Raw genomic sequence first — 12638 nt, 5'->3', positions numbered from 1 at the left:
GCAAGCGTAAATATGGGGATGGTCCAGATGAGCAATGTAAATTATTAGTCAACTTATTCAAAATAAACCAGAACCAACCCCGGGCCGTCCTCGCTAGGATGCTTTGTGCTATGAGCCCTTTAGTGCTGATATTTCACCCATGTTCCAAAAGAAAAATTGATCCAAACTTTAAAATCTTCGAGGCTATAGGCTAAACAATAACTCTGTCTTTAGTCACGTACGGTTGTTGAAAACTCAAGAGTAATAACTCTCGAGGTAATTAGTGATGTAAAAGCCCTGATGATGCTCAGGGCTCTTAAGCTATATTAATTATCTTTTAGGAAATTGGTTTGGCATAGGATTACCTTTTCCTATATTTTGGATATTTATATCCTTAACACCACTTTTTTCGGTCATAGCACCTACTTGTGACATGTTACTACCGCTAGTCATACTAGGCTTTGCCGCACTTTGGTTGATGGGCGCATTATGACTCATTGGAACAGTAGAATGCATTATAGAGGGTTTGGATTCAGGTTTTCTAGCTTCTTGTTTTGGTTTTACGGCAGGACTTGTTTTACTTTGAGAAGCGGTTACCTTGACGTTCTTTTTCGTATTTGCCATTTTTGTAGATGAAGATACTTTTTTCGCAGCAGGTGCTGCAGCTTTTTTCGTAAGAGATGAAGTTTTTTTAGCAGCAGGTGCCGCGACTTTTTTGGTTGGTGAAGACACTTTTTTCGCAGCGGATGTTGCCGCTTTTTGGGCTGATGAAGATGCCTTTTTCACAGTAGATGCGGCTTTTTTTGCAGAGGCAGAAGCTTTTTTTGCTGCAGTTTTCGCTGTAGTAGCAACTTTTTTTGTGCTTTTTGTCATGAACGATGAAGTTTCGTCCATCATCTCGTTCGCACGTTGATCCATATCACGAGAAATATTTAACCATTGTCGCTCAAGGATATTGAAGGTTTCTCTCATATAATTCATAGTCATCTGACTGTTTTGGATAAATAGCTCCATATTTTTATTAAAAAACTCTTCGGGTCTTTTTATATTGAATAAATCCATTGGCTTAATTAAAGATAAGTTCTGCATCATTTTAACGTTCAGTTCCATTAGTTTTTGCATTGGATTATCCATATTGTTAAAAATCTTTTGCTCAAAAAATTGGTTCTTCATAGCATCTCCTTATGTTGCATCGCACAATTAAGATTAGTTATTATTGCCGCGTTTGTCAAATAAAGCCATTCTTGATTCACATAGTTATCACCGAATTTAGAGTAATATCATTTTGATTTTTTTGTAATTTTTCCCTATCACTAAAAAAACTCAGCGTACCAATGGAAGTAGAAGACTCAATATGACTTTTCGGTGGCATTGTAAATGCTGCTTCGTTCTGTTCCTGTTTTAAGCGAGACAAAAATAAATCTTCTTTCAACTGGATAGAAACACTATCTGAAGCTGACTCTTGAATATAAAATAAATCACGATGTTCGCTATTTTTTATATATTTTACAAATTCATCGAGATGCTCTATTTTCGATGAGACCAAATTGATATTTGCTCCTTGCATCATTAAAAAAATACTTAATTTATAATGACTAAGTTCTAAGGCCGTACTAAGTATTGGATCAAGATTTATTGAGAAAAGCATTTCTTGACTGCCTTTTTGTTTATCTAAATGCTGAAAATAAAGCTTCAATAGCAATTCTACAGTAGGTAAATAACCCTTTTCTGCCGCCACATTTAATAAAGATTGGCAGTCTATTTGTTCAAAAGAGGGAAAAATATCAAATTGCAGTATCCCCTTAATTAATTGGGTATTACCTAATTTTACCGCCTCTTTTAATAGTTTGAATTTATACTTTTCATTAAAAAATTTATGTCTTTCTTCCTTGGTGATTTGATTTATGATGACTCTTAATGCTTCGAAATTTTCAATTTTCAAAGCACAAAGTACGGCTTCTTTTTTATCATCGATGTTGAGTACTTTTTGTTCCAATAATAACTTTAAAATACTCACATCAGCCTGTCTGCAGGCAAGATATAAAGCGGGAACCCTTGCTTTCAAACCTCCTTTCGCTTTTTGTGCTCTTTTTACTACAGCACCTCCATTTAATAAAACTTCTGTGGTTTTAAAATGGCTGTTTTTGATAGCAAGTTCTAGGGATGAAAGTCCATCTACTTGTTTTTGGATATTCGCACCGGCAGTAAGAAGCATTTTTACGTGTTCGGTCTTACCCAATTGAGAAGCGACCATAAGCGCAGTCCAATCTTTGTAATTTGGAGCATCTATATTTTCTCTGCCCAGAGTATGAATCAATTGTTCAAGATCATGTAAGTCCAGATACACTACTGCAGAATGCAGCGTCATTTGTTCTTGGGGGGCGCTTAAAACGGGTATACGTTTCTTTTTAAATTCAGCGTTACTGATTTTTTTAGATAAAATAACATGCAAATAATTTCGTGTCGCATGCAATGCTTTTTCATAGGCATCACTTTGGTCCAGGCAAAGCCATTTGTACATCATCTTATCTTCTTCTAAAGCTTTTACTAATCCAGGCTCATCTTCAATCAATTCACGGCACAATGGAAGTTTAAATACTTCAAAAACCTCAAAAAAAGAATGGCCACCACTGTTGTATACCATCAGAGCAGCAAATGCAGTCATATATTTTTGAAATGAACTCTTATGATAAATGTGACCTAAACGTTTTTCTAATATCATATTCCGAATTTGAGCCAATGTAGTGCTGGAAATACCGTTAGAATATGGTTGCGTCATTCGTGAAAATAAAAACTGTGTCCATTGGCTTTCTATCATGAAACTTGCTTGATCTGCGGAGCGTTGAAAAGGTGATACAGTTTGTTCTTTTGTTTTTTCATCATAGTGAGCATCTACGGCATTGACTACATCATGATACAGAGGAAGTGGTGAGGTGGATTTCATTAAACCTTTTGCAGTCGTTCGTACTTTATCATGATCCTTTTTAATTATTCTTCCTCTTCCATCCATACCCATGGTAAATACAGTATCACTACAAAAATCAACCGGCATCGTTTGATCAATCTGAGTATTTAATGTGGACAGACTCGTACTGCACGCAATTTCCAACAAATTTGCACAGGCCTTTTTAGATAAACCGTAAAAATTATTTTTGGCTAACATACAGATTATTTGTGCATATTCCGTTTCATATTTATTAAGTATTGAATCCATCTCTCCTTTAAGAATTTTTTCTGCTTTTTTAATATGAGTCTTATCAGGGGTAGGTAAAGCAAATAAACGTTTTTTTAAATTTTTAGTAAACTCAATTAATTCGCTTTGATTAAGATCTTCTGCATTATTTTGAAGAAGATAATAAGCAAGTTGTGTTTCAAAATAGCGTCGAGTGGGATCTTCATTAATAGTAATAGGATCGGATTTAACCGTATATTTTTTAGACAATAAAATTCCCCGAATTTCTTTAATAAAACTAAATTCCTCTTGTGACTTAATCCCTTCAATATAAAGCAGATTTAATTGATCGATGATCGCTAAATCAACCTTTGCTTGAATACAGGCATCCATAACGAGTAATAAACTTTCACCAACCGATAAAATAACTTCACCATCGGATTTATTTTCAGGTATATACTGAATTAAATATTTTTTTATTAATTCTAAAGGAATGCTCATAATAATCGTCCTTAATTTTTATGAGTAATCATCCAATATACTGCGTAATTATTTTTGCTTCAACTTCTTGCTATTTAGTGTTTTTTGAAAACTGAAATAGATTGGGTTGGACCCTAGCTCTAATTTGATTAGTCAAATGCATTAGGAATTTTGTTGGGGCTAAGGCCCAACATGGGTCTCTATGGCTTATATGCTACATAACCATTATATGTATGAGATGTGATAGTACTTATTATACTTATTTTGCTTAAAACATACTTTTTGTAAAAAAAACGATAGCATAATTCCTGTTTTTTCAGGTAGGATGAAAAGGGTTTTTATTGTTATTTTTTTCAAGGAGAGAGTATTGTGGGCAAACTTACTGTTGATGGAATGAGCGCTGTTGAAAAAGCAAAAAAAGACCGTGCGGAAGCATTAAGATCACTAACTTCCACACCATTTAATGTCAATGATGAGAAGCAACAAGCTGCATTAAAGAAATACATAAATGACTTCGAGTACAATGCCAATCTCATGTATCTTTTCCAAGGAATGAGTACTGGACTAACCGCTTGGGGGGGCTCTTGGCTTGCAGGGTTTCTTCTACCGATCCCCGAGTTTGCGAAGTACTTCCTAAGTATGTTTCTATATTGTGGCGCTGCTGGTTATATTCTCCAAAATTTTAGCCTCGCTGACTTCCATAATCAGCTCGACGAAATGAAGGTAATTTACAACTGGTGCTTGAAGAAAAATCAACCTGAATATGATGGAACCGATAATACCGAAATACTCTCCAACTCGGATGTCCAACGTATGATTAAATTAATGGCCCCACTCTGCCCTACTGAATTTATGTGCGTATGGAAAAAAGTAACTTCGGCAGAAGAAACTAAAACTTCTATTTGGAGTGGTTTCTATCATGCTTACTCACTCTTTTCTGCACCTAAAACCGATGTTGATCTTAATCGTCTTCAAGATTTAAAAGCCAGTGTAGAACGCCGAGAACTTGATGTGGGTATATATAAAGGTGTAGAGAGTGCCGTTCGTTACTTCGCAACAGACTCTCATTTTAGAGAACTTTTAATTGCCAAAGTACAGCAACCTGTGGAGCAAATAAAAGGGATGTTGCCATCGGTAGTTAGCTTAGGACATTCAAAGTCTGAGTAATGACTTGCAGCTGGTGTCAATTGTATCCTGGGTGAAACGCAGCAATCAGAATCAGGGATTTTTTTACTATTTCGATTTTACCGAGGGATCTCTTGGATATAGCATTCGTGTTACGAACAGAGATCCCTCGCCAAACTTGGGATGACGCCAGCTCCTCTATACTTTACCTACACTGACGATAAAATTTGTGCAGTGAAACTACTTCTTAAATAAAACCCGCGCGGTAATGTTTTGATTTTATTGCCTTGAATATCATAACCGTAACATAAAGATTTTCCATTTGCGGCTTTAGGCCGTACTTGCAAATACTCCCCTTCTTTTGCATCCACGCTTTCAAGATGTCCAGTACCGATTTGTAAAGACAAATAATTCCAATCTGCTTCTAAAATACTCTCTTGTAATCCATCTGGTGACCATATAAATCCTTGTCCAATCCTTCTTTGTGGATAAGGAATGTCTGTATCTCCTTCTACTGGAACCCACAGAATTCGTTTTAATTTAATGTAGCATTGGGAGGTCTTCCATTCTTGTCTATGAATTGTTAATAAAGGAATGGAGGTAATGAATGTCGATTCGGTGGGTTTTCCAGATTGATTTAAAGGAAGTGTTTTAAGTTCTACGCCGAGAAATTTGAAGTCAGGCAATGATTTATTTTGGGCATCAGTTCCTAAAGCTAACTCAATGGCCTGGCCGACCCACCCTTTTCTCTGATTGGGATTAGCTGGAATAGATAAACCCAGACTTAAAGCAAGTTGTGCAAAACTAAGACCAGCAATACTGGAGCAGCGTTCAAGTAATTCCGCTTCAGTTTTCGGTGCTCTGTTTTTTAGAGATGAGATCACCTTGTCCCTCTTTAATTTCAATGGAAATCGGTTCTATAGGCGGTTTAATATTTGCTGTTTTAAACTGTGTCATTATGGCAAACAATACTTTAGATTGGACTTCAATTCGAGTATGTATTTGCACATTAATGAAATACCGAACCTCAAACTCAAGCAAGGCTTCATCAATTTTTTTAAGAAACACTTGAGCCGGTGGATCGCCAACAATTTCTGGGGTCGTTGCCAAAATATCTTGTATTAGTTGCTGAATCATTACGGGATCATCAGAACGACTGACTTTTATAGGAATAACTGTTCTGACAATACCGTCCTGATGTGTCCAGTTAGTAAAAGGCTTATTAAAGGTTTCTGCATTAGGAATCAATACCTCCATATTGTCCCAAGAAGAAACTCTCATAGACCGAATGCCAATATGAGAAACACGTCCTTCATGTTCTCCTACTGTAACTAAATCCCCTTCTCGTACAGGCCGCTCAACAAGTAACATGAGACCACCAACAACATTGCTGGCAAAATCACGTAAACCAAATCCCATACCAACTGCAAGTCCCCCGATAATCATTGACATACCGCTAAAATCAAATCCAAGCACATGCAGAGAAACAAAGCCACCTAAAAGAACTATTGCATATTGACTAAAGACCGAAAGACTATTTCTTATCCCAGCATCTTTAGCATTTTTATACAACCAACGATAACAAAATTCGCGCGTCCATTTGGCAGCCCAAACACATACTGCAAGTAGAATAAAAAACCCTATTGTACTGGTGATGGTGATATGGATACCTGGGATATTGACAATGGTATATTGCGCAAATTTACCCAAGCTGACCATAACCCACGAATCAGAATGCCAGCCAAATAATTGAAAAAGAACCAACATACTCGCCACAAGTAATAGAATCCGCAGAATTTTATCTAAGGGTTTTAAAAAAACCTCTACCCATAACCATCCATTACGCAATGAGGAAATCATTAATTCTGAAAACAATTCCAAAGCATCGAATAACAGGCCTCTTGAAAGGATGTAACCCACAAGAACAAGTAAGGCATAGGCCTGATATTGACTCATATTCCATGCTAAATTGATAAATCCTAATAAGCCGATTACAGCAGTAGTAAATAATGTTATGGGTACAAGGATCACCAATAAAGAAATTGCATTTTTAACGTATCTTTTTTGACTTTTTAATAACGGACGAAGAAGATACGGAATGACGTCCTTACTTTTCCATATAACCAAGGACACAGTTAAAATAAAGAGCATAAATAAACGGTTAAATATGTCTTGAAGCAGTATCGATAAGGGTAATGAATGACCGAGGGTCATTAAAGCTGTAGTCCATCCACCAAAAAGTAATAACCATTTTAAACGGTAATAAAGTTTGACATCCTTACCTGAGGAGTCAGTTATTCGCTCTAGTAACACTAAGCGCGCTATCAAGATTAAAATCTTAAAAGTAAACCATACCGCAATTAATTTAAACAACAACTGATAATTAGAAAAGGAAATGTGGGTTACATAGAGCAATGCCCATAACATAGAAACGATACAAAAATAAGGTATGTTTCTTTGCACTAAAACCAAAATACCATCATATAGATAACCGGTTAGACGGGAGCGCTCTTTATCTCTACGAAGCGTTCTTAAAATACGGCTTATCATGAAGAAAAAACCGGCTATAAAGACAAATCCACCCCATAAGATCACCATAGATAAAGGAGTTAACCATAAATAGCTATCGTATACTTTTAAACTCAATGTGTTGATGTATTTATAAAATAAACCCGGAATCGCTGCAATTTTATTAAGGATAATAGGCCAACTGCTAATATTGTAATCCGCAAGAGTTTGTCGAGCAGACATTAATTTCTTAAGCTGGGTTTGATAATCAGACAAATTCTTAATGAGCAGTTGTTTTTGGGCATTCGCCTCTTTAAGTTGCACAGCTAAGGTATCTTGTAACGATCGTATCGATTTTTTTAAATTAAGGGTACCAATAAGTTTCGTTTCATTATTCAGAAAATTGCTTATTTGTTGGATTGTTTTTTCAACTTTAGAATATTGATTTATAGCATCTTTATAAATATCAGTGATTAGTTGTAAATTTTTTGTATCTGGATTTTTAAGATAAATAATATCTGCTCTTACTACGGTCTTCTGGATATTTAAAGCATTTAAATGATTTTGAATCGCTGCAATATTTTGATTGTTCATCAATAACATTGCTTCATAATCTGCCGCAGAAAGTGGTTTTGATGACCTGGAATTTTTATCGGATTGATTTTTGGTATTGGTTTCATAAAGTACAGCCAAACGCTTATTAAGTTGTTCTTTTAATGACTTAATTTGCGCTAGTTTTTGCTCAAGAACAAAATTCGAATGCCACAGCTCCAAGTGTTTTATCTCTTCATTCAATGAAGATTGATATTCTTTGGCAAGTTTTAAATTTTCAATTATGAGTTGAGTGGTTTGTTTATTGATGTTCAGTAGGTTTTCTACTTTTTCTACGCGCTCAGGAATCGTTGTATTTTCTTTCGATATTGGCATCTGCTGGAGATGCTTTAAACGCTGATTTAAATTATTTTGTTCTTTATACTGATGGTCGAGAAAACTTTCCAAGCTTTCAATCTTAACGCGGCTCATCGAGAGAATGGCGGATACTTGCTTCATTTTGACATTAAACTCTTTCTCACTTTGAAGCATGATGGGCTGCTTTGTTTCCTGAATGGATTTTGTTAAATGCGCTTTTTCTTGGGTTAAATATTCAGTAAAAGTAGCCGGTTTCTTGGCCGGTGCAGCAAGAGCTAAGGAAGAACAGAAAAAAAAGAAAAATAAGAAACTTAAATATCTTCGACTTTCAGAGAGTGATTTTATTTTTATTAATAAAGAACTCTTGCTATACATACAGGGATCCTTCTCCAAATTAATTTTGATATTAATTGGATAAGAGATCCCTGGCTTTGCAGGGATGATCAATTTTTTTGCGAGGCTAGCTAGACTTCTAACCAGCTTGTTATTTAGTCTGTGTCGTTGGAGCAAGTCTTATTCCTAATTCAGTTAATTGCGTGTTACCAGTAGGTGATGGCGCGCTCGTTAAAAGGCACGATGCTGTTTGAGTTTTAGGAAAAGCAATAACATCTCTAATTGACGTTGAATCTGTAAGTAACATCGCTAGGCGATCGATACCCAGGGCGATACCGCCATGCGGTGGTGCTCCATATTGTAAAGCATCCAATAAAAAGCCAAACTTTTCCTGAGCCTCTTGCTCATTAATTCCAAGCAACTCAAAAACTGCTTTTTGTAAATCTGATTGATGAATACGAATGGATCCCCCTCCGATTTCATAGCCATTAATTACTATATCATAAGCCTTGGCTAAGGTCCGTGTCGGATTAGCTCGTAAGTTCTCAGGTGATAGATCTTTAGGTGAAGTAAATGGATGATGCATCGGATTTAGTTTGTTAGCGTCATAATCCATTTCAAACATTGGCCAATCAACAACCCATAATAATTCCCACCCATCTTTAAGCAGTTTTCTATCATGGCCTAATTTTATTCTTAATGCCCCCATCGCTTCATTAACAATATGGTTTCTATCCGCACCAAAGAAAATAACATCTCCAGTTTTAGCTTCTGTGCGTCGCAGAATTGCGAGTACTGCATCTTCGGAGAGAAATTTTAAAATTGGAGATTGCAAACCGGTCATTCCTTCATCCAGATTATTTACTTTAATGTAAGCAAGTCCCTTAGCTCCGTAAATACCGACAAAACGGCCATAATCATCCAAATCCTTTCTGCTTAGATCACAGCCGCCTGGGAGTCGTAATGCAATCACTCTGGATTCAGAATCATTTGCAGCAGTAGAAAATACTTTAAAATCACAGTCTTTAACTATGTCAGCCACATCAATGAGTTCTAAAGGATTGCGTAAATCCGGTTTATCACTACCAAAGCGCCGCATTGCTTCAGCATAAGGCATTCTGCGTAATTTTTCAGGTAAATCCACATTAAGAATTTGTTTAAATACCGTTTTTAATAAACCTTCGATAAGATTGAGTATGCTTTCTTCATCAATAAAAGACATCTCGATATCAAGTTGTGTAAATTCAGGTTGTCTATCGGCTCGTAAATCCTCATCACGAAAACAACGAACGATTTGATAGTACTTGTCAAAGCCAGAAATCATAAGTAACTGTTTAAAAAGTTGTGGTGATTGAGGCAACGCATAAAATGACCCTGGATGAACTCTGGATGGTACCAAATAGTCGCGTGCACCCTCTGGGGTTGCTTTGGTTAGCATTGGTGTTTCAATATCAAGAAAATTCTGCTGATTAAGATAGGTACGAATACAACTGTTTAACTGATGTCTTAATGTGAGTTTGTGCTTCATTGATGGACGGCGCAAATCAATGTAACGATATTTATAACGTAGATCTTCATTCACAACTTGAAAATCATCAGGTAAAAATGGAGGTGTTGGCGATTGGTTAAGAATTTCAAGCTTGCTGCCAATTACTTCGACTGTACCTGTAGCCATCGCTGGATTAATCATCCCTTCGGGTCTTTTACGCACCACTCCGGTAATTCGCACCACAAATTCGGAACGTAATTTTTCTGCATCAGAAAAACATTCTTTATTTTCTGGTTCATAAACTACTTGCAAGATACCTGAGCTATCACGTATATCAAGGAATATGACACCACCATGATCTCGACGATGATGAACCCAACCACAGACAATAACTTCTTTACCTAAACTTGACTCATCGACGCCCAAACAGTAGTGTGTACGCATATAAAAAACCGCCTATTTAAATTTTTACAAATTGTTTGTTAATGCTGCCTCGGACATTGGCGGCATCACTCCTAAAGAAATTATAAATTTAAGTGCCTCATCAATACTCATATCTAACTCAATAACATCACTTCTTGGAAGCATCATAAGAAAACCTGAAGTGGGGTTAGGTGTAGTAGGGATAAATATAGAGACTAATTCTTCTTTTGTTTTATTATTTATTGATGAACTTGCTGCACCGGTTTGGAAAGCAATGCTCCACAATCCTTTACGTGGATACTCAATTAAAACTACTTTTCTAAAAGCCTCACTATTCGTTGATAATACGGCATTAATGACTTGTTTTACTGTTTTGTATATTGATCGGACTAGCGGAATTTTAACAAGAATTGATTCCCCCCACTCTACTAATCGCTGTCCGAAATAATTAGTAGCAATTATTCCAGTAACAAGAAGAATAATAAGCGATAAAATAACGCCTAAACCTGGAATATAATGGCCAATTAATTGTTCGGGTTGATACGCTTTAGGGATCAAAGCCAAGGTATTGTCAAGTAAGTCAATAATAAAACGCAAAACTCCTATCGTGATGAGTATCGGTAACCATACCACCAATCCAGTGAGTAAATAACTTCTTAATGACAATGCTTTCACTTAGTGTCACCGTCTTTAGTAGTTTTTGAGGAAGAAGTATCTTTTGCTCTATCTGCAGTACCGGAATTATCATTTTTAGCAGTAGCTTCTGCAGGTTTAGTATTTTTATTTTTAAAATCAGTAGCATACCAACCGGTACCTTTAAGTTGAAAGCCAGCGGCAGAGATCAGTTTGACCACTGTATCTTTATAACATACAGGACACTGTTTGACCGGCTCATCACTAATTTTTTGCATTAAATCAAAGTGATGATTACAACTGGTACATTGGTATTCATAAATTGGCATCGAAAACGACTCCACTAACTTCAGATAGTTCAAACTAACCTATTATTATAACGAACTCCGAAAGGATGAACAATATGTAAGCCCTATGACATGGGCTTACATTTTTTGATATTCCTTTGAGTTATCTAAATTTTTATAAATATTTTTCGTTGATATAAAAATGCAGCCACTAGAAAATTTAAAAAAAGAAACACTATGGCATAAAAAAGCCCTGCATTTTCTTGACTAAAAGTTCCAAATAGATATTCCGCGATGACTACTCTTAAGACGTCTTGAGATCCATCGGGTAAGTGAAAAACAAACATGGATTGAATTTTCAGTAAAAGAACATGAAAAATAAATATAAAAAGTGCATTCATGCCAAAAATCTTAAATGGAATAGACCATTTTGTATAACCCAATACATCGATAACAAAAAAACATAAGCCAAAAACGATAAGGGAAAAACCACTACTCCATAAGATAAAAGTGCTTGTCCATAAATTTTTATTAATAGGAAAGCTATAACTCCATATCCAGGCGATTAACAGTGACAGCAAACCCACTGCGATTAAGATTGCACTTTTCTTTTGTTTACTGATACGAGTTAATAAAAAATGTCCTGTTAAAAGTCCAGAAAGTGTTGTAGCGACTGATGGGATTGTACTTAAAAGACCCTCTGGATCAAAAGTCTTAAATAATAAATGTGCAGGAGAAAATATTTGACTATCAATATAAGCGCCCCAGTTGTTTTCCATACTTAATTGATCCGTTCCAGAACCAGGAAGTGGAATTTGAGTTAGGAAAAACCAATAACCGATAATAATCCCGAAAAAGATAATAATTTGTGTACGGATGGAGGTACGAAGATAGAGAATCGAACAGATGAAGTAACATAAAGCAATACGTTGCAAAATTCCATAATACCGTATCGTTGATAAATTAATAATTTTTGGAAAAACACTAAGAAATAATCCAAAAAAAATTAAAAGGAATGTACGCGTTAAAATACTTCGGTAAAGTTGGGCATTGCTTGCCTCATTAATGTGTTTCTTTAGACTGATAACCGTTGTGATCCCGACTATAAACAAGAAAGCAGGAAATACTAAATCAGCTAAACTGCAACCATTCCACTCAGCATGCATTAATATGGGATAAGAAACCCTAGTTCCAAGGCTGTTAACTAATACCATTAACGCCATAGTTAGACCGCGGAATACATCTAAAGATAAGATACGATGATTATCAATTGGATTACTAATCATAAAAGATTTTCATT

9 protein-coding genes are annotated in these 12638 nt (G+C 35.9%); 1 reads left to right on the top strand and 8 read right to left on the bottom strand.

Features of this window, described 5'->3' with window-relative positions:
- Positions 1–309: 309 nt before the first annotated feature.
- Together ACF8MK_RS13890 and ACF8MK_RS13885 are read right to left on the bottom strand one after the other, a co-directional pair.
- Positions 310–1152, bottom strand: a complete 843-nt coding sequence (locus ACF8MK_RS13890) for a hypothetical protein (RefSeq protein WP_392537151.1) — start codon at positions 1150–1152, stop codon at positions 310–312.
- Positions 1153–1228: 76 nt separating this feature from the next.
- On the bottom strand, positions 1229–3652 hold the full coding sequence (locus tag ACF8MK_RS13885) for an ankyrin repeat domain-containing protein (RefSeq protein WP_392537150.1): 2424 nt from the start codon (positions 3650–3652) through the stop codon (positions 1229–1231).
- 348 nt (positions 3653–4000) lie between these two features.
- Between ACF8MK_RS13885 and ACF8MK_RS13880 the strand changes: the two genes are divergently transcribed.
- Positions 4001–4798, top strand: coding sequence for a hypothetical protein (locus ACF8MK_RS13880; RefSeq protein WP_392537149.1), 798 nt, complete (start codon positions 4001–4003; stop codon positions 4796–4798).
- Positions 4799–4965: 167 nt separating this feature from the next.
- On the opposite strand, the gene mutH is transcribed toward ACF8MK_RS13880, so the two are convergent.
- The 6 genes from mutH to ACF8MK_RS13850 all read right to left on the bottom strand — a co-directional run bounded on the left by mutH (position 4966) and on the right by ACF8MK_RS13850 (position 12624).
- On the bottom strand, positions 4966–5640 hold the full coding sequence (gene mutH / locus ACF8MK_RS13875; RefSeq protein ID WP_392537148.1) for a DNA mismatch repair endonuclease MutH: 675 nt from the start codon (positions 5638–5640) through the stop codon (positions 4966–4968).
- A complete protein-coding gene (locus tag ACF8MK_RS13870; protein ID WP_392537147.1) occupies positions 5603–8548 on the bottom strand; it encodes a mechanosensitive ion channel domain-containing protein in 2946 nt (981 codons plus the stop codon). The genes mutH and ACF8MK_RS13870 overlap by 38 nt, the downstream gene beginning before the upstream one ends.
- Positions 8549–8657: 109 nt before the next feature.
- Positions 8658–10439, bottom strand: coding sequence for an aspartate--tRNA ligase (gene aspS / locus ACF8MK_RS13865; RefSeq protein ID WP_392537146.1), 1782 nt, complete (start codon positions 10437–10439; stop codon positions 8658–8660).
- 24 nt (positions 10440–10463) lie between these two features.
- On the bottom strand, positions 10464–11093 hold the full coding sequence (locus ACF8MK_RS13860) for a DUF502 domain-containing protein (protein ID WP_392537145.1): 630 nt from the start codon (positions 11091–11093) through the stop codon (positions 10464–10466).
- On the bottom strand, positions 11090–11380 hold the full coding sequence (locus ACF8MK_RS13855; protein WP_392537144.1) for an FmdB family zinc ribbon protein: 291 nt from the start codon (positions 11378–11380) through the stop codon (positions 11090–11092). The genes ACF8MK_RS13860 and ACF8MK_RS13855 overlap by 4 nt, the downstream gene beginning before the upstream one ends.
- A gap of 125 nt (positions 11381–11505) precedes the next feature.
- Positions 11506–12624 carry an acyltransferase family protein gene (locus ACF8MK_RS13850; RefSeq protein WP_392537143.1) on the bottom strand — a complete coding sequence of 373 codons (1119 nt, stop codon included), beginning with the start codon at positions 12622–12624 and terminating at the stop codon, positions 11506–11508.
- Between the last annotated feature and the right edge of the window lie 14 nt (positions 12625–12638).

The sequence above is a fragment of the Legionella sp. 227 genome (assembly GCF_043161935.1).
Lineage (GTDB): Bacteria > Pseudomonadota > Gammaproteobacteria > Legionellales > Legionellaceae > Legionella > Legionella sheltonii.
This window is presented reverse-complemented; position numbering and strand designations above follow the sequence as displayed.

Bases quoted from the DNA above. Each gene is read 5' to 3' on its own strand.
- ACF8MK_RS13855 (WP_392537144.1), bottom strand. From the start codon at position 11,380: ATGCCAATTTATGAATACCAATGTACCAGTTGTAATCATCACTTTGAT.
- ACF8MK_RS13850 (WP_392537143.1), bottom strand. From the start codon at position 12,624: ATGATTAGTAATCCAATTGATAATCATCGTATCTTATCTTTAGATGTA.
- ACF8MK_RS13885 (WP_392537150.1), bottom strand. From the start codon at position 3,652: ATGAGCATTCCTTTAGAATTAATAAAAAAATATTTAATTCAGTATATA.
- aspS (WP_392537146.1), bottom strand. From the start codon at position 10,439: ATGCGTACACACTACTGTTTGGGCGTCGATGAGTCAAGTTTAGGTAAA.
- ACF8MK_RS13890 (WP_392537151.1), bottom strand. From the start codon at position 1,152: ATGAAGAACCAATTTTTTGAGCAAAAGATTTTTAACAATATGGATAAT.
- ACF8MK_RS13870 (WP_392537147.1), bottom strand. From the start codon at position 8,548: ATGTATAGCAAGAGTTCTTTATTAATAAAAATAAAATCACTCTCTGAA.